Annotated in this window: 19 protein-coding genes; 2 read left to right on the plus strand and 17 right to left on the minus strand. The window is 44.9% G+C overall.

Annotation, left to right across the window (positions count from 1 at the left end; all coding sequences use genetic code 11):
* Positions 1-13: 13 nt before the first annotated feature.
* Positions 14-1,903 carry a 1-deoxy-D-xylulose-5-phosphate synthase gene (gene dxs / locus LDO37_RS13815; protein ID WP_126605846.1) on the plus strand — a complete coding sequence of 630 codons (1,890 nt, stop codon included), beginning with the start codon at positions 14-16 and terminating at the stop codon, positions 1,901-1,903.
* Positions 1,904-1,975: 72 nt separating this feature from the next.
* On the opposite strand, the gene LDO37_RS13820 is transcribed toward dxs, so the two are convergent.
* The 15 genes from LDO37_RS13820 to LDO37_RS13890 all read right to left on the minus strand — a co-directional run bounded on the left by LDO37_RS13820 (position 1,976) and on the right by LDO37_RS13890 (position 15,003).
* A complete protein-coding gene (locus tag LDO37_RS13820; protein WP_126605847.1) occupies positions 1,976-2,326 on the minus strand; it encodes a putative quinol monooxygenase in 351 nt (116 codons plus the stop codon).
* 27 nt (positions 2,327-2,353) lie between these two features.
* Positions 2,354-2,860 carry a phosphatidylglycerophosphatase A gene (gene pgpA / locus LDO37_RS13825; protein WP_126605848.1) on the minus strand — a complete coding sequence of 169 codons (507 nt, stop codon included), beginning with the start codon at positions 2,858-2,860 and terminating at the stop codon, positions 2,354-2,356.
* Positions 2,860-3,834 carry a thiamine-phosphate kinase gene (thiL, locus tag LDO37_RS13830; RefSeq protein ID WP_126605849.1) on the minus strand — a complete coding sequence of 325 codons (975 nt, stop codon included), beginning with the start codon at positions 3,832-3,834 and terminating at the stop codon, positions 2,860-2,862. The genes pgpA and thiL overlap by 1 nt, the downstream gene beginning before the upstream one ends.
* A 133-nt stretch (positions 3,835-3,967) precedes the next feature.
* Positions 3,968-4,435 (minus strand): transcription antitermination factor NusB, encoded by a 468-nt coding sequence (gene nusB / locus LDO37_RS13835; protein WP_101110672.1) that lies wholly within the window; start codon positions 4,433-4,435, stop codon positions 3,968-3,970.
* The gene (gene ribH / locus LDO37_RS13840) at positions 4,435-4,905 is read right to left on the minus strand and encodes a 6,7-dimethyl-8-ribityllumazine synthase (protein WP_101110673.1); all 471 of its coding nucleotides are present in this window, start codon (positions 4,903-4,905) and stop codon (positions 4,435-4,437) included. Before ribH ends, nusB begins: the two co-directional genes overlap by 1 nt.
* Before the next feature lie 347 nt (positions 4,906-5,252).
* Entirely contained in the window at positions 5,253-6,380 is a 1,128-nt protein-coding gene (ribBA, locus tag LDO37_RS13845; RefSeq protein WP_126605850.1) for a bifunctional 3,4-dihydroxy-2-butanone-4-phosphate synthase/GTP cyclohydrolase II, read from the minus strand.
* 17 nt (positions 6,381-6,397) lie between these two features.
* Entirely contained in the window at positions 6,398-7,066 is a 669-nt protein-coding gene (locus LDO37_RS13850; RefSeq protein WP_126605851.1) for a riboflavin synthase, read from the minus strand.
* An 8-nt stretch (positions 7,067-7,074) separates the two neighbouring features.
* Positions 7,075-8,172 (minus strand): bifunctional diaminohydroxyphosphoribosylaminopyrimidine deaminase/5-amino-6-(5-phosphoribosylamino)uracil reductase RibD, encoded by a 1,098-nt coding sequence (gene ribD / locus LDO37_RS13855; protein WP_126605852.1) that lies wholly within the window; start codon positions 8,170-8,172, stop codon positions 7,075-7,077.
* The gene (nrdR, locus tag LDO37_RS13860) at positions 8,172-8,621 is read right to left on the minus strand and encodes a transcriptional regulator NrdR (protein WP_101110677.1); all 450 of its coding nucleotides are present in this window, start codon (positions 8,619-8,621) and stop codon (positions 8,172-8,174) included. The genes ribD and nrdR overlap by 1 nt, the downstream gene beginning before the upstream one ends.
* A 123-nt stretch (positions 8,622-8,744) precedes the next feature.
* Positions 8,745-9,995: a glutamate-5-semialdehyde dehydrogenase gene (locus tag LDO37_RS13865; RefSeq protein WP_126605853.1), complete on the minus strand. Its 1,251-nt coding sequence runs from the start codon at positions 9,993-9,995 to the stop codon at positions 8,745-8,747.
* Positions 9,996-10,012: 17 nt separating this feature from the next.
* On the minus strand, positions 10,013-11,152 hold the full coding sequence (gene proB, locus LDO37_RS13870) for a glutamate 5-kinase (protein WP_101110871.1): 1,140 nt from the start codon (positions 11,150-11,152) through the stop codon (positions 10,013-10,015).
* Between the two features lie 141 nt (positions 11,153-11,293).
* On the minus strand, positions 11,294-11,683 hold the full coding sequence (crl, locus tag LDO37_RS13875; RefSeq protein ID WP_126605854.1) for a sigma factor-binding protein Crl: 390 nt from the start codon (positions 11,681-11,683) through the stop codon (positions 11,294-11,296).
* 158 nt (positions 11,684-11,841) lie between these two features.
* The gene (gene frsA / locus LDO37_RS13880; protein ID WP_185829686.1) at positions 11,842-13,089 is read right to left on the minus strand and encodes an esterase FrsA; all 1,248 of its coding nucleotides are present in this window, start codon (positions 13,087-13,089) and stop codon (positions 11,842-11,844) included.
* Positions 13,090-13,223: 134 nt separating this feature from the next.
* Complete coding sequence (gpt, locus tag LDO37_RS13885) at positions 13,224-13,679, minus strand: xanthine phosphoribosyltransferase (RefSeq protein ID WP_101110681.1); 456 nt, start codon at positions 13,677-13,679, stop codon at positions 13,224-13,226.
* 28 nt (positions 13,680-13,707) lie between these two features.
* Positions 13,708-15,003, minus strand: coding sequence for an NCS2 family permease (locus LDO37_RS13890; protein ID WP_126605856.1), 1,296 nt, complete (start codon positions 15,001-15,003; stop codon positions 13,708-13,710).
* Positions 15,004-16,082: 1,079 nt separating this feature from the next.
* Here LDO37_RS13890 and LDO37_RS13895 point away from each other — a divergent pair.
* The gene (locus tag LDO37_RS13895) at positions 16,083-17,555 is read left to right on the plus strand and encodes an aminoacyl-histidine dipeptidase (protein WP_126605857.1); all 1,473 of its coding nucleotides are present in this window, start codon (positions 16,083-16,085) and stop codon (positions 17,553-17,555) included.
* Positions 17,556-17,617: 62 nt separating this feature from the next.
* On the opposite strand, the gene LDO37_RS13900 is transcribed toward LDO37_RS13895, so the two are convergent.
* Positions 17,618-17,935 (minus strand): DUF3622 domain-containing protein, encoded by a 318-nt coding sequence (locus tag LDO37_RS13900; RefSeq protein WP_126605858.1) that lies wholly within the window; start codon positions 17,933-17,935, stop codon positions 17,618-17,620.
* Between the two features lie 178 nt (positions 17,936-18,113).
* The gene (gene purL, locus LDO37_RS13905) at positions 18,114-22,007 is read right to left on the minus strand and encodes a phosphoribosylformylglycinamidine synthase (RefSeq protein ID WP_126609364.1); all 3,894 of its coding nucleotides are present in this window, start codon (positions 22,005-22,007) and stop codon (positions 18,114-18,116) included.
* Positions 22,008-22,060 lie beyond the last annotated feature (53 nt).

The raw sequence follows: 22,060 nt of genomic DNA on the forward strand, positions 1-22,060 counted from the left end.
AGCGCTGAATTTTATGACTCTCGATATTTCAAAATATCCTACTTTAGCACTGGCAGATACACCTGATGAGTTGCGCCTCCTTCCAAAGGAGAGCCTACCGACACTATGTGATGAATTGAGAACGTACCTTCTTAATTCCGTCAGCCAATCAAGTGGGCACTTGGCATCCGGTTTAGGAACAGTGGAACTAACGGTTGCTTTGCATTATGTCTATAACACTCCATTTGATCAGTTGATCTGGGATGTTGGTCATCAGGCATACCCACATAAGATCCTGACAGGTCGCCGTGAGAAACTTCCAACCATTCGCCAAAAAGGTGGGCTTCACCCTTTCCCTTGGCGAGGCGAAAGTGAATACGATGTCTTGTCTGTCGGTCACTCCTCAACGTCTATCAGTGCAGCACTGGGAATGTCTATCGCCGCAGAAAAAGAAGGCAAAGACAGGCGAGTGGTTAGCGTTATTGGCGATGGTGCGATTACTGCAGGCATGGCTTTTGAAGCAATGAATCATGCTGGTGATGTACATACTGATATGCTGGTCATTCTGAACGACAACGAAATGTCCATTTCAGAGAACGTCGGCGCACTGAACAATCATTTAGCTCAGCTTCTATCCGGTAACCTTTATACCTCTATTCGCGAAGGCGGTAAAAAAGTACTGTCTGGCTTGCCTCCAATTAAAGAATTGGTTCGCAGAACAGAGGAACACCTCAAAGGAATGGTTGTTCCAGGGACCTTGTTTGAGGAGCTTGGCTTTAACTACATTGGCCCTGTCGATGGTCACGATGTGAACGAACTGGTTAAGACGCTGAAAAATATGCGTAGCCTGAAAGGGCCTCAGTTCCTACACATTATGACCAAAAAAGGTAAAGGACACGCACCTGCCGAGAAAGATCCGATTGGATACCACGCGGTACAGAAACAATTCCTAAACCCAGATAACAAGCCAAAGACCAAAGCTTCAAAGCCAACATTTTCCAATATTTTTGGCGACTTCCTTTGTGACATGGCAGCTCAAGATCCAAAACTAATGGCAATCACACCAGCAATGCGTGAAGGCTCTGGTATGGTTCGGTTCTCGAAGGAATATCCTAAACAATATTTTGATGTCGCGATTGCTGAACAACACGCAGTAACGCTCGCAAGTGGCATGGCCATCGCAGGTCAGAACCCAATTGTAGCGATTTACTCAACGTTTTTACAACGTGGTTACGACCAATTGATTCATGACGTCGCTATCATGGATTTGCCAGTATTGTTCGCTATTGACCGAGCTGGACTTGTCGGTGCCGATGGTCAAACTCACCAAGGCGCGTTTGATCTCAGCTTTATGCGCTGTATCCCTAACATGGTTATTATGGCGCCTAGTGACGAAAATGAATGTCGCCAGATGTTGTACACCGGACACAAACACACAGGTCCATCTGCTGTTCGTTATCCTCGTGGTAGTGGGCGTGGCACGGCTATTCAACAAGACATGACTGCACTTGAGATTGGTAAAGGTCGTATTGTCCGCCAGCGCCAAACTGACGATAAAGAGAGTCATCCAAAAGTTGCCATATTAAGCTTCGGTACGTTCTTGCCTAGTGCTCTTTCTGCAGCAGAAGCGTTAAACGCCACAGTGGCTGATATGCGATTTGTGAAACCACTAGACGAAGCTTTGATTTCAGAATTAGCATCCACACACGACGTGCTGGTTACGCTAGAAGAAAACGTTATCGCCGGCGGTGCTGGTGCTGGTGTTGTTGAATACCTAATGAGCAGTAAACAAATTGTGCCAGTATTAAACCTTGGTTTACCTGACCAATTTGTCGCGCAAGGCACGCAAGAAGAAATGCATACCGAGCTTGGCTTAGATGCTGCGGGTGTTGAGTTAGCGATAAAAGAATACTTAAGTAAATAACCGCTATTACCCTAAAGTAATGATCAAAAAAGCCGAACTCAGTTCGGCTTTTTTATGCTTACAAACTTGTCGTTATTTCAATTTTGGTGCATCGTATCCGTTTGGTTCATCACTATATATACATACATTATATTTCTCTACCAAGCCACTCTCAGCTATACAGTGTGTTTCAAAAAACTCTTGTATTTCAAAACGCTGGCAATGTGCTTCAAACGCTTCATTACTTTCCCAAATTTCGTTAAATGCAATGGGATAAGACTCACCTTCTGCGAATGGGCTAGGGATATGGCGCGTTACGATATACTGTAAGCATCCATCCTCTCTTAATGTATTAGACTCCAATGATGACAGAACATCGAACAATTCATCCAGCTTACCTTCCTTCGGTAAAAATTGAGCAATGCAATACACCTTTTTAGACATGTTAAGTATCCTTTTTTAACGACTCCATTATATAAGCCAGCCAGCATACCTGCCAACAAGCCATAATGAAATAGCCGCCATGATGCCTGCGACAATATCGTCCAGCATAATACCTAACCCACCGTGGACTCGCTTATCAAGCCATCCTATTGGCCATGGTTTTACCATGTCAAAAAAGCGAAAAAGGACGAACCCAGTAAGAATCCATTTCCAATCGAAAACAGGTACTTTAAACAGTGGGACAATAGCCATAGTGATCCAAAAGCCGGCAAATTCATCCCACACAATAGAGCCATGGTCGTGCACCCCCATATCATCAGAAGTCACTTGGCAAATCTTGATGCCGATAATACACGAGCCAATGACAGCAATAATGTATAGCGGCAAAGGTAACTGCACCAATAGAAGATAGAAAGGAACCGCGGCGAGTGTTCCCATGGTGCCAGGGATAATGGGAGCTAATCCACTGCCAAAACCTGTCGCAAGCAAGTGCCAAGGGTTTTTAAGCGAAATCAGGGATAAAGGAGATGGCATTACGAGTTAACCTTAAAATGATCGTAGCCAGACAACTGCCAATCCAGTTTCTGACCTTCTTTTTCCAGTACCAATTCGCCACCACTGCGAATTTGCCCAATACACGTAGCGGTTGTACCCGAATACGCAAGCAAGGTATCCATTTGACCTTTATGTTCTTCTGGGACACAAAAACAAAGCTCATACTCTTCACCGCTGATCAGCGCCATCTTCAGAGCCTCATCTTTATCATCGCAATACGCTAGTAATTCATCAGACAAAGGAATAGCATCCACGTTAATAACCGCACCAACGTTAGAAGCGTCCATAATGTGTTTTAAGTCCGAGATTAACCCATCAGAGACATCTAAACAGGAAGACGCTACATTTCGCAAAGCCTGCCCAACGACCAAGCGTGGAGCCGCGAGATAGTGCCTTCTTTCGAGTTCTTCTGCGTAAGGTTTACTTCGCTTTGATTCATCAAGAACAACTTCGAGCCCAGCCGCACTATCACCTAACGTACCCGTCACGTAAATCCAATCACCCACTTTTGCACCATCGCGTCGCATCGCTTTACCCTCGGGAACAAAACCTTGAACGGTTAGGGTAATACTCAAAGGACCTTTAGTGGTATCGCCGCCAATGAGCTGGATATTGAAATAGTTAGCTAACTCAAAAAATGACTCGCTAAATGGGGCCAGCCACATTTCATCGGGCTCTGGTAAAGTGAGCGCAAGGGATACCCATGCTGGCGAAGCGCCCATAGCAGCTAAATCACTCAAATTTGAAGCCAATGCTTTGTGAGCGACCCACGCTGGGTTGGCGTGCTCTAGAAAATGCGTACCCGCCACGAGCGTATCAGTACTGATTGCAATTTGAACATTTTCAGGAGAGGTAACCAAGGCGCTGTCATCGCCGAGGGAAAGCTGAACATCTTTACGCTGGGTTTGTCGGTTTACGAAATAGGTGGTAATTAGGTTAAATTCACCTGCCATAGCTGACTCTTGCATGTTGTTATTTATGTTAATTATACCCAAGTTTGCATGACTTGCTCGAAGCAGTTTAAGACCTAGAGCACGAAAAGAAAAAGGTCAGCTAATTAGCTGACCTTTTTGTATTTATTCACGATTACTTTTTGCGAACATGCGGTGCGGCTTTATCAAGCACACCATTCACAAACTTGTGGCTATCTTCCGCTGCAAACACTTTTGCCAGCTCAATAGCTTCGTTAATCACTACTTTGTAAGGAACATCTTCGCGACGCGTCATTTCATACATCGCAAGACGAAGCAAAGCCAGCTCCATCATGTCCAAGTCTTGCATAGGGCGAGACAAGTAAGGACGCAGTTTGCTGTCTAACTCTGTGTGACTAAGCACAACGCCAGTTAGCAGGTCACGGAAGTAAGCGACGTCAGTTTCTGGTGCAGACAGAGAAGGCTCATTTGCATGATGCTCTTCTTCATCATATTTGCCTCCAGACAGGAATTGCTCTTCAACAGTAGCAACATTCTCTTTGGTAATCTGCCACGAATATATGGCTTGTAATGCAAATTGACGTGCGTTACGACGTGCGGCTGGTTTCACACTGGCCCCCATTAGGAATCAATTTCTGAAAGAACGTTGATCATTTCTAGCGCGCTTAGTGCAGCCTCTGCACCTTTATTACCAGCCTTGGTTCCTGCGCGCTCGATAGCTTGATCGATGGTGTCAACAGTAAGTACGCCAAACGCAACTGGAAGACTGTATTCCAGAGACACTTGAGCCAACCCTTTGTTGCATTCACTACAAACATAGTCAAAGTGAGGCGTACCGCCACGAATTACTGAACCTAAAGACACAATAGCGTCGAATTTTCCAGTTTTCGCAACACGTTGAGCCACTAGAGGCAGTTCAACTGCACCAGGGCAACGTACGACAGTGATGTTGTCTTCGCTGACTTGTCCATAACGCTTTAAAGTATCGATTGCACCAGATAACAGGCTTTCGTTAATAAAACTATTAAAACGAGAAATAACGATAGCAATTTTTGCATTTGGAGCAGGGAGAACGCCCTCGATCACTTTCATAAAGCTTTCCTTTAACTATGTTCATCAAGTGAGAATCGCCGGATTCTAGCACAAAAGTGTGAGAGATATCTAATGGAAATTAAGCGATATCACCTTAGAACAGACGCAAATTTATTGAGAAAATTTCCCTCGTGATTCCTTAAAAGCAGAATTCACGACAGAGCTTTTGTATCCCATTCGATTTATCGTTCATTGAATTTGAAACAACCGATAATGTTGAATACAAAAAGAGCAGGCACTTAAGCACCTGCTCTTTCTAAGACAAAAAACATGTCATTACGATATGAGAGAATCACCGCTGAAAAAGTAACCTCAGAAGTTTGATGGTTCTCGAAGGTCTGATGACCTTAATCACAAACGTATTCAACAACGTTCAAACCAAATCCGGACAAAGAGTGGTAACGCTTAGAGCTCGAAGAAAGCAAACGCATATCACTGATACCCAAATCAGCAAGAATCTGAGAACCCACACCTACACGGCGCGAAGTGCCTTGCTTTTTTGCCATGGTTGGCGCGTCACCTTTGTCTTGCTGCTCAAAGGTTTTTACTTTGTGAACGATATAATCTGATGTTTCTTCATTCCCCAAAATCACCAGAACACCGCCTTCATCACCTACGCGCTTCATCGCCTTGTCTAACGTCCAGCTTCGCTCGGCACTGCGGTCACTTCGAAGAACATCGGTAAATGTGTCTTGCAAGTGAACACGTACCAACGGCGCTTTACCGTTACTTGCTCCTGCGCCGTCTAAGTCGCCTTTTTTCAACGCATAGTGTATTTGGTTGTCGATAGTGTCGCGGTAAGTAACCAATTCAAAATCACCAAACTCTGTTGGCAAGTGACATTGAGCCACGCGTTCAATCGTCGTTTCGGTATTGTTTCTAAACTCGATTAAATCTGAAATGGTACCAAGCTTGATGTCGTGCTTTTCCGCGAACACTTCCAAATCGGGGCGACGAGCCATTGTGCCGTCGTCATTCAGAATCTCGACGATAACACCAGCTGGCTCTAACCCTGCCAAACGCGCCAAATCACAACCTGCTTCGGTGTGCCCAGCTCTTGTTAGGACCCCACCATCTTGGGCGGTCAAAGGGAATATATGACCCGGTTGAACGAGATCTGCCGCTTTGGCATCTTTCGCCACAGCCGCTTGCACAGTCAGCGCTCTATCGGCTGCAGAGATACCCGTTGTCACGCCTTCTGCGGCTTCGATTGAGACGGTAAACGCGGTGGAATACTGCGCATTATTGTCTTGAACCATTGGCGGCAAGCCAAGATGCTCACAACGCTCTTTGGTCATGGTTAAACAAATAAGACCACGACCGTGCGTTGCCATAAAGTTAATAGCTTCAGGCGTTACGTGCTCGGCTGCCATAATGACATCGCCTTCGTTTTCACGATCCTCGTCATCCATTAGGATAACCATTTTACCCAAACGAATATCTTCAATGATTTCTTGAGGCGTACTAATAGACATAATGCTGTTCCCGTTAGTTAGGCAAAACCGTTTTGTTGTAAAAATTCCATTGTCATGCTGGATTCAGGTGTTTCAATTGAAGAACCACTGTGGGCAGAACCTTGAAGTAAGCGTTCCATGTATCTGGCTAATACATCAACTTCTAAGTTTACTTTTCGACCAACTTGAAAATCGTTAATCGTCGTTTCAGAAGATGTGTGCGGCACAATCGTCAGTTTGAAAGCATTTTTGCGGAGCGCATTAACAGTGAGGCTAATGCCATCAACGGTAACCGACCCTTTTTCCGCAACATACTTACCTATCTCTTGAGGTATCTGAACCCAGAATTCAACCGATCTTCCGACCTGATTGCGCTCAACAATCTCACCAACACCATCTACATGCCCAGACACAATGTGCCCGCCAAAACGAGTAGTTGGTAACATGGCTTTTTCCAAATTCACTTTGTCACCCACTTGATATTGAGTGAATCCCGTCTTGTTCAACGTTTCCAGTGAAAGGTCGGCGGTATAACTGTGATCGTTAAATTCAATAACCGTCAAACATACGCCATTGGTGGCAATGCTGTCCCCTAGGTGAACGTCAGACATATCTAACTTGCTAGCATCAACCGTAACGCTAACATCTTCACCTTTGGGCGTAATCGCGGTTAAGGTTCCCACCGCTTCTATAATTCCTGTGAACATAATTTCTTCTACGTATTTTTTAGAATTTTGGCCGTGATACGAATATCTGGTCCTACCATGCGTACGTCTTTTATATCGAGTTCTATTGCTTCTGCCATAGTGTTCAGGCCCAAAATATGCACCAAGCCTCGACCATCACTCCCCATCAATTTAGGGGCTAGATAAACAATTAACTCGTCGACTAATTCTAGCTGAATCAAACTGGCGGCCAATGTCGCCCCTGCTTCAACCCATACTTTTTGCACTTGATGGATAGCAGACAGTTGTTTCAGTACAGCCGATAGATCAATGTTGTTTTTCTTGTCCAGCGCAAAAAGTTCAGACTCTGGCGAAACGATTTCGACTTTACCGCCAGTTTTGAACAACGCAAGTTCAGCATGGAGCTTCTTCTGACGATCAAGAATGACGCGCAAGGGTTGTCGAAGCTCACTTTCTGGGTAAACAGACTGAATGGATGTGGGAAGCTCAGACCAACGAACGTTTAGTGATGCATTATCATCAATAACGGTTTTACTAGTCGATAGCACCGCACATGCTTGCGCACGATAAAACTGCACGTCTTTCCTAGCTTTAGTTGAGGTTATCCATTTACTTTCGCCATTACTCAGCGCTGTTTGCCCGTCCAAACTTGCGGCTAACTTCAATTGCACATAAGGTTTGCCTTTTTGCATACGCTGATTGAAATCGGTATTTAAGGAGATAGCTTCGGACTCTAGTACACCGACTTCGACATCGATGCCAGCAGCTCTTAGTTTTTGGATGCCTCGCCCTGAAACCAATGGATTTGGATCTTGTGTCGCGCAGACTACACGAGCAATACCCACTTTAATCAATGCATCGGCACATGGCGGTGTTTTACCTTGATGCGAGCAAGGTTCGAGAGTCACATAAGCTGTCGCGCCGTTGGCATCTTTTCCTGCGTCTTTTAGCGCAATGACTTCAGCATGGGCTTCACCTGCTTTCTGGTGGTAGCCTTGCCCCACAATTTGATCGTTTTTTACGATCACACAGCCTACATTTGGATTAGGTGACGTTGTAAAACGCCCTTTCTTAGCCAAAGCGATTGCCAATGCCATATAGTGGGCGTCTTGGATGGGTAATGGCATTAGTCTTCTAGCTTAGCGATTTCTTCGCCAAACTCTCTAATGTCTTCAAAACTGCGGTAAACCGATGCAAAACGAATGTAAGCGACTTTGTCGAGGTCTTTAAGCTGATCCATAACAAGGTTACCAATCATTTCACTAGGTACCTCACGCTCACCCGTTGCACGAAGTTGAGACTTAATTGTACTTATCGCGAGCTCAATGGCATCGGCTGCCACAGGCCGTTTCTCAAGCGCTCTTTGAAATCCACCGACCATTTTATCTTCATTAAACGGTTCACGATTTCCGTTGGATTTAATGACTTTCGGCATGACAAGCTCTGCGCTTTCAAATGTCGTGAATCGCTCACTGCACGCCAAGCATTGACGGCGACGACGAACTTGATGCCCATCTGCAACCAGACGAGAATCAATGACTTTAGTGTCATTTTCTGAACAAAATGGACAATGCATATCACCTCCAAAAATTTGTCTTAGTCTACCGGAATATAAGGGGTTGAGAAAAGAAAAAAGGGCTCACAAGGAGCCCTTATCAACACTTTAGCAGCATTTTTTTGTTAACTGCCCAGCAATTTGTTAACTACGCGGCAAATAATTGGCTTTACCCACCCATTTGTAACTGGTTAATTCTTCTAACCCCATAGGACCTCGAGCATGGAGTTTTTGGGTCGAAACCGCCACTTCCGCGCCTAAACCAAATTCGGCACCATCGGTGAATCGTGTCGATGCGTTCACGTATACCGCCGCGGAATCAACTGAGTTAATAAAGCGCTCGGTATTCACCAAGTCATTTGACATGATGGCATCGGAGTGACTCGCGTTGTGCACACGCATGTGATGTACGGCTTCGTCTAGGTCACTGACCACTTTCACACCGAGAGTGAAACTCAGCCATTCGGTATCAAAGTCCCCCTCTTTCGCATCTCTTAGGTTTTCCGCATCGGACAGAAATACTTTGGCTTTCGGTTCAGCAACAAATGCGACTTTTTCCGCCATTTTTCCTACCAATTTAGGTAAGAACTCCGCAGCAATCGCTTCATGCACAAGCAAAGTGTCCAGAGCGTTACATGCTGAGGGGCGCTGAATTTTTGCATTTTCAACGACGTCCAGTGAGCGATCCAAATCAGCACTTTCATCCACGAATATATGGCTGATACCAAATCCACCAATAATCACTGGAATATTGCTGTTTTCCTTACACATTTTATGTAACCCAGCCCCACCACGAGGAATGATCATATCGACATATTGGTCGAGTTTGAGCAACTGAGACACTAATTCACGATCGGGCTTTTCAATGTATTGGACCGATGCTGCCGGTAACTCCGCTTTTTCTAACGCAGATTGAATAACCTTAACCAACTCCATATTGGAGAAGAAAGTTTCTTTACCGCCGCGTAAAATACTGGCATTACCCGTTTTCACACATAGCGCTGCGATATCAATCGTGACATTCGGACGCGCTTCATAGATCACTCCGACAACGCCAAGTGGCACACGGCGTTTGGTCAGAAACATGCCATTTTCAAGCATTTTGCTGTCTAATTCGCTTCCGACTGGATCAGTCAAGCCAATGACGTTTCGTACATCGCCAGCAATACCTGCCAACCTTTCTTTCGTCAGCAAGAGACGATCGAGCAACGCTTCTGTTAAACCCGCTTCACGACCTAGCTCTATATCTTTGGCATTCGCTTCAAGAATAACTTTTTCATTCGCTTCTAGCTCATCTGCAATAATGGCTAACGCTTGATTCTTCTGAGCGGTTGATGCTGTTGCAAGGTAAAAAGCTGCGTCTTTTGCCGCTTTTCCCATGTTAGTTAAATCCATGACTTTTCTCCTCAATTCTACTCTTGAATCACAACAAGATCGTCACGGTGTATGACTTCTGCACCGTACTCATAACCAAGAATCGCGCTGATATCTTTGCTGTGTTTTCCTATAATTTTTTCTAAGTCACCACTTGAGTAACTGGTAATGCCTTTCGCAATGAGCTGACCTTTGGAAGTGGTAATACGTGCAACTTCTCCGCGAGCAAACGATCCGCTTACCTGCACGACACCTTTAGCCAATAAGCTGCTTCCTCTAGCAATCACTGCGTTTACTGCACCTTCATCGATAACAATATCGCCAGATGCCGCTGGCCCAGCTAGGATCCAACGCTTGCGATTTTCTAGTGACTCTTCTAACGGCAAGAAACGAGTGCCTTGCGGATTGTCGCTTAAAGCATCGAAAATGACATTTTGCCCGCTCCCCGCAGCAATAATCACTTCTATACCTGCTCTTCTCGCAATATCGGCAGCTTGCAGTTTGGTTGCCATACCGCCAGTACCTAACGTGGTTCCACTGCCACCCGCGATTTTTCGCAGAGTGTCATCGATGGTTTTCACTTCTTTTATTAATTCAGCGTTCGGGTCTTTACGAGGGTCTGCGGTAAATAACCCCGGCTGATCGGTTAAAAGCAGTAATTTATCGGCGCTGCATAAAATACCAACAAGTGCTGATAGGTTGTCGTTATCACCCACTTTTATCTCTGACGTCGCCACTGCATCATTTTCATTCACAATGGGAATGATGTCGTTTGCGACCAGTGCATTCACGGTATCTCTCGCGTTAAGAAAGCGCTCTCTGTCTTCAAGGTCGGCGCGAGTAAGGAGCATTTGACCTATTTTCAAACCAAATAGATCGAACAACGATTCCCAGATTTGGATTAATCTGCTTTGCCCAACCGCCGCGAGCAGTTGTTTGCTCGACATGTTGTTGGGTAAGGTCGGGTAGCCTAAATGTTGTCTGCCTGCTGCAATAGCACCAGAAGAAACTAATACAACAGCATGACCTTGCTTTTTAAGCTCTGCACACTGCCTTACAAGCTCAACCATGTGGGGTCGGTTGATCTCCAAAGTGCCGCCTGTGAGCACACTGGTTCCTAACTTTACAACGATGGTTTGAGTTTGGGAGGCTATCCCGTTTTTTTGATTCATTGTCATTGTCAACATGGTTAAAAACAAACTAAGAACAGATGTTGTAACAATGAAGTGAGGTTTTAACAAGAAGAAAAGGCGCAAAAATGCGCCTTTTTATGCACTTATACCCGAGTCACGGCAAGGTGCGGTGTTGAAAGACGAGAATTAAGTGACTTCTACTGACTCTTTATGCAACTCGTAATCAATTTCAAATCGCTCTGAAAGTGCTTTTTTTAGTTTTTTATCAAAGTCTTCCATTGTTCTGGCAACTTCATCTTGAGCTTTCTTAGGAATTGCCTTTGATTCCCAGTCCCCTTCAACATTGTAAAGCCCTAAACTGTAGTTAGCGACATAACCTTCATCTTGCTTATCGAACTCTAACCACCACCCCCAAAACTCCCTTTCTTCCGGTGACTTTTTGTCACTAACGCAAACAGATAAGCAATCAAACAAGTAATGACCTTCCTGTGACTCCTTCTCTCGCAAGTAAGGACCAACGGCTTTTAATGCCGACAACAAACGAAAGTGTGTGGGATTCGCAGTGTTTTCAGTCATATTGAATCTCCATTTCAATTATTAGATTTATAAGAACTTAGATTTATAAGATACGTGCCTTAAGATATTCAGTTTCGGCACCTATACCCGACAGCCCTAAAGCGCAGGATTACGTCTGTCGAACTTATTAATCATTGACTAAAACTGACCAAAAGTCATTATTTTAGTTCATATTTTAGCCATTGAAGTGCTAATGAGAGAGATTCCTCATATCCTTTCGAAATTGACTTAGATGACACTTTCTTTGCTTGACCACCATGGCTAAAAATTGAGACCAATTTGTTGTCTGAATAGGGAGAAATGGGATCCCCTTCCAATCCAAGAGCGAGGATAGGCACCTGAGTTCTTCGATTCGTTAAAAAACCTTGTGTTTTAAGTGACCAAGCGCGCATTTGACCTGCCAAACTGTGTACATCGACGACTTCTTTACCCAAACGAGATGAAAGCATGTCCAAGTACATCTTCGGCATTTGTAGTAGCTTGTCTGTAGAAGACAGAACATCGTGGATGGGCGCGCCCAGAGCAACGCACGCTTTAATCCTATCTTGTTCTAAAAAGCTCAAACGAATCGCCGCATTTCCACCAAAGCGGAAACCAAGCATCCCCACTTTAAAGTGATCAACCCAAGGAATCCTAGGGAGCTCATCGAGAATCGCTTTGTGAAGGCAGCTTGAATCTTCTGTGAGATCCCAATGGCTGCTATGACCGATAGAAGGCATGTCTAAGGTGAGCATGCCAATATCATTGGGCGCCAAATAGTCTTTGAACAATCGCCACATGTCCGACTGCAAACTATCAAGCCCAGCACTAACAATCACAACAGGTAATTGTCTTTCGGTGTGCGGAAGGTGCAGATTCGCCTTTATCTTTTTCTTACCAAAAGGCACTTCGATCTTCTTAGTAATGAGCGAACTGTGTTCCATCGCCAAATCATAGGCTTTGTGCACCAACACCTGAGCCTGAATGGAAAGGCTATCTCCCTTTATGTGCGGGTAGCCCGCAATGCTAAAACACAGGCTGGCTCTAAAGTAAGCGTCACTCGCTTCATCACCCTTCAGTTCCGATGCTTTCTTCTGATTCAACATCCCTTGATGAATCCATTCGTACGTCCAATTACCAGAATAGTACCCCATGACCGTATCTAACCATTCGTCATGGGTACGGGAATGAGTGGAAGAAGCAATTCTTGAAAGCACTTCCTCCATCTCTAACGGCTCAATCCCCTGCCATATCCACTGCATACGCCTTAGCGTTCGATACCAAGATTCGCCTTGCTCTTCTCGCTGCTTATCCAAGTAGCTCTCGTTACTTGGCATATAGCGAACAAGTGCAGACGTTTCTCTCGCTTGGCGATGATTTTGAAACAGTTCTTCTGAAAGGTTTTTGCTGATTTGCTCTTCAGGCATGGACATAAGGCAAGGATCTTATTCAGTGTTGTATAAGGGGTTTCTGCCCCTAATAGTAATAAAAAAAATGACCCTATACAGGGTCATTTTGAAAATTTGAGTGTTTACCTAAGTATTTACTCTAGATAAAGCCTTTATTTGTTGATTGGATCAACGAATGTCAACGCCATATCCCATGGTTGCTCTATCCAAGTATCTTGTGGAATATCAACAACATAATCATCAACCAAATCGATACCAGCAGGTTTCGCACAAACAGTAATCAACTTAGCCTTTGGGTACATTTCACGGATCTGACGAGCTGTGTCACCACTGTCTGCCAAATCGTCAACAATCAGGAAGCCTTCACCATCACCTTCTGGTGCTTTTAAAACCGACATATCGCGCTGATGATCGTGGTCATAACTAGAAATACAAACCGTGTCCACATAGCGAATACCCAGTTCACGAGCTAGAATAGCGGCAGGAACCAAACCACCACGGCTCACGCCAATGATGCCTTTCCATTGCTCTGCCGGCATTTGACGCTCAGCAAGCTGACGGCAGTACATCTGCATGTTGTCCCAGGTGATGATAAATTTATTACTCATAGTTGTTATAACCTGTATCGGCTTTGTCTTAGCCTGCGCTAAGAACGAATTTAATGGTGAAAATGGCTGCCATAACCCAAACACTTAGGGACACATCTTGCGCTTTACCACTCAGCGCTTTGATAGCTGCATAGGCAATAAAACCTAAAGCAATACCATCAGCGATAGAAAATGTTAGCGGCATCAGAAGACACGTCACAACAACAGGAGCCGCTTCGGTTAGATCGCACCAGTCAATACTAACCAAACCGGAGAGCATCAGGATTGCAACATAAAATAGTGCGCCTGCTGTCGCGTAAGCGGGGATCATTCCAGCTAGTGGCGAGAAGAATAAAGCAAGTAGGAATAAAATGCCAACCACAACCGCAGTGAGACCAGTTCGACCACCAGCAGCAACGCCAGAAACACTTTCGATGTAAGACGTAGTGTTCGATGTACCCAGAACAGCACCAACAGATGTTGCTGTTGAATCCGCGAGAAGTGCTCGGTTCAAGCGAGGAATCTTGCCATCTTTTTGAATAAGGTCGGCTTTTTGCGCTACCCCTACTAAGGTGCCTGCAGTATCAAACAAATCGACAAATAGGAAAGCAAACACGACGGAAATCATACCGATTTCAAATACAGCAGAGAAATCCAATTGCATAAAGGTTGGTGCAATGCTTGGCGGCCACGAAGCCACACCACCCCAAGTTACATCACCGAATGCTAAGCCAAGACCCGTCACTGCTAGAATAGCAATCATGACTGCGCCTTTTACACCTTTATGAACCAGTGCAATGGTCAAAAAGAAACCAAGTGAAGCGAGTACAGCTGGAAGAGAAGTGATTTGCCCTAACGAGACAAACGTCGCTGGATTATCCACAACAATACCGGCATTTTTCAGTCCGATGAAAGCTAAGAACAAACCAATACCTGCCGAAATACCCGTTCGCAATGACATAGGTATAGAGTGAATGATCCACTCGCGGATTTTAAAAATGCTCAGTAAAATAAATAGAACACCAGAAACAAAAACCGCCGCTAATGCCACTTGCCATGTATGCCCCATCCCCAATACAACGGAATAAGTAAAGAAGGCATTTAACCCCATACCTGGTGCTTGAGCGATTGGGTAGTTTGCCACTAAGCCCATAATGAAACACCCAACGGCGGCCGCTAAACATGTTGCGACAAACACAGCATCACGATCCATTCCGGTATCAGACAAAATCGCTGGGTTAACAAAAATGATATAAGCCATGGTGAGAAAAGTCGTCACCCCGGCAATGATTTCGGTGCGCACACTGGTATTGTGTTCACTCAGTTTAAATAGCCTTTCGAGCATAATCGAATCCCTAAAATTGTGTAAAATAAACGTTTGCGTAATCGATTGGCGCGAATTATAAAGATATCAAATATCAAATTCTAGTTAGAATTAAAACTCTCGATTATCCGTACAATTATCGAAGGCTAGCGACGCTACCTTTTTCATGCATATCAATCACTTAATCCTTATAAACGTTTCTATGCCATATTGGCATAGAGCTCATCATTGTAGGTTGAAAACTGAGCACATAGTTAGACAAGGAACACATTTCCCAGAAATTTGCGATTGGTAGTGTTTAAAAATGGAAGGATTATGAAATTGCAGGGTTATGTTGGGTAAAAGTCACAGAGTGAATATATTTTGAACATAAAAAAACGCCACTCAACTTGAGTGGCGGTAGAATCTTGTAATCCCGACAGCAAAAACAGGGATGGTAAATTAATTCCAATTTTAGGGGTGAACAATTTGTTCAGTCTTACACTTGGTTATGACTAGTAACCAAAGCTGGTTGGGTATGCGAAGTTACCAGTGTATATAGATGGTACATTCCAGAACATCGCAGACGGTAAACCTTTCATAGCTATCACCTTTAAATCAATTAAACACAATTTGATTCTCAGTTCCTTGGAGGCGATAAACGGACTCATCCTTTGAGCATTTTCTCTTCATTGCTGAAGTTGGTTGCTAATATACCATCAGGAAAAATAATTACAACATTTAAAATGATCTATATCACACAAACCCGCTTAAATTGCGCCAAATCAAAAAATTAATGTAATTTAATTACAAAAATATCAAATAATGACAATAGCCAAATGAAACATATTTAATAGTTGCTATCCATACTCTTTAAGGCTAGCAGAAGTATTACGATTCTGTTTTTTACACCGCCAACTATTTGTTACGCGATCGCTAAAGATTGAATTGAGAATTGCTACGTAAATCTGAATTGGAAATGGTATTCTAGGCGCATCGTCACAGCGTTGTTCAGGATGAAGTACGGTCATTACCGCAACTGATGCGATATCTGGTTAGTTATCTTAAATCCTCAAGAAACATCATCCTGCCAGCCTAACAAAACAATAAAGGAGTTTTCCGTGTCTGAGTTCCATTCTGAAATCAGCCAGTTGTCCCCAGCGAAGCTTTGGCAGTTCTTCGATAAAATTTGTTCTATTCCTCACCCTTCAAAGCATGAGGAAGAGCTTGCTCAATACATTATAAATTGGGCTACAGAGCAAGGCTTGGATGTACGCCGCGATCCTACTGGTAACGTGTTTATCAAAAAGCCAGCCACACCAGGAATGGAAAATAAGAAAGGCGTAGTGCTTCAAGCGCACATCGATATGGTTCCTCAAAAAAATGAAGACACGGACCATGACTTCACAAAAGATCCTATCCAACCTTACATTGATGGTGAATGGGTTACTGCAAAGGGCACGACTCTAGGTTCAGATAACGGTATTGGTATGGCTTCTTGCTTAGCTGTACTTGCTTCTGACGACATTAAACATGGTCCAGTTCAAGTTTTACTGACGGTTGATGAAGAAGCAGGCATGACTGGCGCATTCGGTTTGGAGGCTGGATGGCTGGAAGGGGACATTCTTCTCAATACAGATTCTGAGCAGGAAGGTGAAGTATACATGGGTTGTGCTGGCGGTATTGATGGTGCAATGACATTTGATATCCAACGCGAAGAAGTACCAGAAGGTTACGTGACTCGCGTGCTCACTCTAAAAGGCTTAAAAGGTGGGCATTCCGGTTGTGATATTCACACGGGTCGTGGTAACGCGAACAAATTATTTGCTCGCTTCCTTGCCGTTCATGCTCAAGAACTTGATCTTCGACTTATTGATTTCCGTGGTGGTAGCCTTCGTAACGCCATTCCAAGAGAAGCGTTTGCTACCGTTGCCGTCCCTGCTGAAAACCAAGACAAACTAGCAGAACTTTTCAATACTTACACAAACCTGCTCTCTGCTGAATTAGGCAAAATTGAAACAAGCATCGTCTCTTTCAATGAAGAAGCAGAGAATACAGGAAAAGTGTTTGTTCAGGCAGATCAATTCCGTTTTGTTTCCGCTTTAAACGCCGCGCCAAACGGTGTTATTCGTATGAGTGATGAAATCGAGGGTGTGGTAGAAACGTCTTTGAATGTTGGTGTCATCACAACAGAAGATGACAAGGTCACTGTACTGTGTTTGATTCGCTCTTTGATTGACTCGGGTCGAGAGCAAGTTGAAAGCACGCTTCGCTCTATTGCAGAGTTGGCTGGGGCAGAATTATCTTTCTCTGGCGCTTACCCTGGTTGGAAGCCAGACGCAGATTCAGAAATCATGGCTATCTTCCGTGAAATGTATGAAGGCATCTACGGACATAAACCTAATATCATGGTGATTCACGCTGGATTAGAATGTGGGTTGTTCAAAGAACCTTACCCTGAAATGGATATGGTTTCTTTCGGACCAACAATCAAATTCCCTCACTCTCCAGATGAGAAGGTGAAAATTGATACCGTTGCTTTGTACTGGGAACAAATGGTTGCACTACTGGAAGCCATTCCAGAAAAGAAATAATCTCTAGAAAAAGTAAAGGCTGGCGATGAGCCAGCCTTTTTTATTCATAATCGAAAAGTAAATTACTCTTCGTCAGCGATACTTTTCTTTTCTTCCGCTGCTTTTTTCGCTTTTTCTGCGGCCACTTTTTCAGCCAAAGCCAATGCAGCAGCTTCGCGCTCGCTTCGCTTTTCAGCTTTACGATCATTGCGCTTAGCTTGATTTTCTACAAACTCAGCCAGCGTTTTTTCTGCCCACTCGTTTGCTAAAACTTCAGACTCAAAACCAGTTTCGCGTTTCGATACAACAGTACGACGCGATGTAACTTGGCGAGTGATTTCTGCTGTCCAGCCATTGCGCTTCTCAGACACACGGATAGCAAATTTTCTGTTTTTCGACATTTCTATATTCCTAAGGGATTTGTAAAGGGATATAGCCATCCCTTGGCAAGCGCGGTATTAGAGCACAAAGTCACACAAATTGCTCTAGTTTTTCAGCATCAACACTTCGAAAAAACCGCCAGAGCTTTCACTCTGGCGGTTTCGGTAAACTGAGAATCAGTTGCTAGCGAAAACTCAATTAACCGACATTCTTACGTGCATTTTGGAACATACGCATCCAAGCACCATTCTCACCCCAACCCTCTGGAGACCAAGAGTTTGCTACCGTGCGGAATACACGCTCTGGGTGAGGCATCATGATCGTTACACGACCGTCCGATGTTGTTAGACCCGTAATCGCGTTTGGCGAACCATTCGGGTTGTTAGGGTATTGCTGCGTTTGGTTTCCGTTATTATCAACGTAACGCAACGCGACCGTACCTGAATTTTCAATGGCATTTAGGTGTTCACCGCCACGAACTTCAACACGACCTTCGCCATGAGAAACCGCGATTGGCATACGAGAGCCTTCCATACCATCGAAGAACACAGAATCGGATTTCTGCACTTCAACTAGGCTAAAGCGCGCTTCAAAACGCTCAGATTCGTTACGAACAAAGCGAGGCCATAAGTCCGCACCTGGAATCAGTTCCTTCAAGTTTGAAAGCATCTGACAACCGTTACAAACACCTAAAGAGAACGTATCTTCGCGCTTAAAGAAGCTTTCGAATTGGCTGCGAGCCTCTTCATTGAACAAGATTGATTTAGCCCAGCCTTCACCAGCACCCAATACGTCACCGTAAGAGAAACCGCCACAAGCGACTAAACCGTTGTACTCTTCCAGTACGGCTTGCCCTGTTAAGATATCACTCATGTGGATATCGGTGGCTTCAAAACCAGCACGATCGAACGCGGCAGCCATTTCAACGTGAGAGTTCACGCCCTGCTCACGTAGAATTGCCATTTTAGGTTTAGCGCCTGTCGCAATGTATGGCGCAGCAATGTCTTCATTCACATCGTAGCTTAATTTGACGTTCAGGCCTGGGTCTGAATTGTCTTTCTTCGCTTCGAATTCTTGGTCGGCACACGCTGGGTTATCACGTAAACCTTGCATCTTGTGCGTTGTCTCTGCCCAGATAGTACGCAGTTCTGTACGTGAACGCTCAAGCACAATCGCATCGCCAGAAGTGATAACGAAGTTGTCTGAATCTTCAACGCTACCGATAACGTGAGAGCATGTTTCCAAGCCATTTGCAGCCAGAGTAGAAAGTACCGCATCCAAATCGTCGTTCTTAACCTGAACCACAGCACCCAATTCTTCGTTGAATAACGTCGCGAGCGCGTCTTCACCCAGCTCTGCGATATTCGAGCGAACACCACAGTGACCTGCGAATGCCATTTCCGCTAGGGTTACAAACAAACCACCATCGCCTTTATCGTGGTAAGCCAACAGTTTGTCTTCACGAACCAATGTTTGCATGGCATCGAAGAAGCCTTTTAGCTGCTCTGCGTTATCTACATCAGCTGGCTTGTCGCCTAACTGCTTGTATACCTGCGCTAGCGCTGTCGCACCTAAGCGGTTCTTGCCGTTACCTAGGTCTACCAATACCAGTGAAGACTCACCTTTGTCAGTCAGTAACTGAGGGGTTACGGTTTTGCGAACGTCTTCCACACGACCAAATGCCGTGATAACCAATGACAATGGAGAAGTAACTTCTTTGTCTTCACCATTTTCGTTCCACTTGGTTTTCATAGACATGGAGTCTTTACCAACAGGAATGGTTAGACCCAGTGCCGGACAAAGCTCCTCGCCCACCGCCTTAACGGCTTCGTACAAACCTGCATCTTCACCTGGGTGACCCGCTGGAGACATCCAGTTTGCCGATAGCTTAATGTGTTTAATGTCGCCGATATCTGTCGCAGCGATGTTCGTCAAAGACTCACCTACTGCTAAGCGAGCCGATGCACCGAAGTCTAGCAATGCAACTGGTGTACGCTCACCCATCGACATCGCTTCGCCGTGGTAAGAATCGTAACTCGCCGCCGTTACCGCACAGTTCGCTACAGGAACCTGCCAAGGTCCTACCATTTGATCACGCGCAACCAAACCAGTTACTGAGCGGTCACCAATGGTAATAAGGAATGTTTTCTCTGCAACGGTTGGTAAACGAAGAACGCGATCCGCCGCTTCATTTAGCTCGATACCTTCACGGCTAATCGCGGAACTTTCCACTTTCAGCGTTTTGGCATCACGATGCATCTTTGGTGTTTTGCCAAGCAGAATATCCATTGGCATATCGATTGGCGTGTTATCGAAGTGCGAATCTTCCAGTGTTAAATGGCGCTCTTCTGTTGCCACACCTACGACAGCGTATGGTGCACGTTCACGCTTACAAATTGCTTCGAATGTTGCCATGTTTTCTGGCGCAACGGCCATAACATAACGCTCTTGAGATTCGTTACACCAAATCTCAAGTGGGCTCATGCTCAACTCATCATTTGGTACGTCGCGTAACTGGAATTTACCACCACGCTCACCATCATCACAAAGTTCAGGAAGCGCGTTTGAAATACCACCAGCACCAACATCGTGGATGAATGCGATTGGGTTGTCGTCGCCTAGCTGCCAACAACGGTCGATCACTTCCTGACAACGACGTTCCATTTCAGGGTTTTCACGCTGAACAGAAGCAAAATCAAGATCTTCAGCCGATTGACCAGAAGCCATTGAAGAAGCGGCACCACCACCAAGACCGATGTTCATAGCTGGACCGCCAAGTACAATCAGGCTAGCACCAACAGGAATTTCTTTTTTCTGAACATGCTCGTCACGAATGTTCCCCATACCACCAGCAATCATGATTGGCTTATGGTAACCACGAACTTCTTCACCCGCGTGAGACGTTACTTTTTCTTCGTAAGTACGGAAGTAACCCAACAGGTTTGGACGACCAAATTCGTTGTTAAACGCCGCGCCACCAAGCGGACCTTCTAGCATAATATCTAGTGCGTTAACGATACGACCTGGTTTACCAAAATCAGTTTCCCAAGGTTGCTCGTAACCAGGGATGCGAAGGTTAGATGTTGTAAAACCAACCAAACCCGCTTTTGGCTTGCCACCGATACCGGTTGCGCCTTCGTCACGGATCTCACCACCAGAACCGGTAGAAGCACCAGGCCAAGGTGAAATTGCCGTTGGGTGGTTGTGCGTTTCAACCTTCATCAAGATGTGCGCATCTTCGTGATGGTAGTTGTACTGGCGAGATTCTGGATCAGGGAAGAAACGACCCACTTTAGAACCCGTCATTACTGCTGCGTTATCTTTGTATGCAGACAAAACGTGGTCAGGCGTCGTTTCAAACGTGTTTTTGATCATTTTGAACAGAGACTTATCTTGGTCAACGCCATCGATAGTCCAGTCTGCATTAAAGATCTTGTGACGACAGTGCTCAGAGTTCGCTTGAGCAAACATCATCAGTTCGATGTCGTTCGGGTTACGACCAAGCTTGGTGAAGTTTTCTACCAAGTAGTCAATTTCGTCTTCAGCAAGTGCAAGACCCAGTGAAACGTTTGCCTCTTCTAGCGCAGCGCGACCGCCCGCTAAGATATCAACGTCGGCTACTGGTGCCGGCTCTGCCACTGTAAACAATGCAGATGCAGCATCCAGATCCGTGAACACTGATTCCATCATACGATCGTGGATCAGTGCTTTAACGGCTTGAGTTTGATCTTCAGATAGAGTTTCTGATGATTCAATGTAGTAAGCCGTACCGCGCTCCAGACGTTTTACTTTGTCTAGACCACAGTTAACAGCGATGTCAGTGGATTTAGAAGACCACGGAGAAATAGTACCCGGACGTGGAGTCGCGAGAAGTAGAAGACCTTCAGGCTCGTGCTCTTCGATCGTTGGACCATAAGTCAGCAGTTTTTCTAGTTTGCCTAATTCAGACGCATCTAGATCTGCTGTTAGGTCAGCAAAGTGCATAAACTCAGCGTAAATACCTGTTACTGGCAGGCTTTGCTCACGACAAAGTTCAAGTAATTTGTTAACACGAAACTCAGAAAGAGCTGGGGAGCCACGCAAAATTCTCATGTGCTTAGGTCTCTTATGCAGTTAGTTAAGATGATATTGCAATAAATTCAAAG

It is taken from the genome of Vibrio penaeicida, assembly GCF_019977755.1.
GTDB classification, from domain to species: domain Bacteria; phylum Pseudomonadota; class Gammaproteobacteria; order Enterobacterales; family Vibrionaceae; genus Vibrio; species Vibrio penaeicida.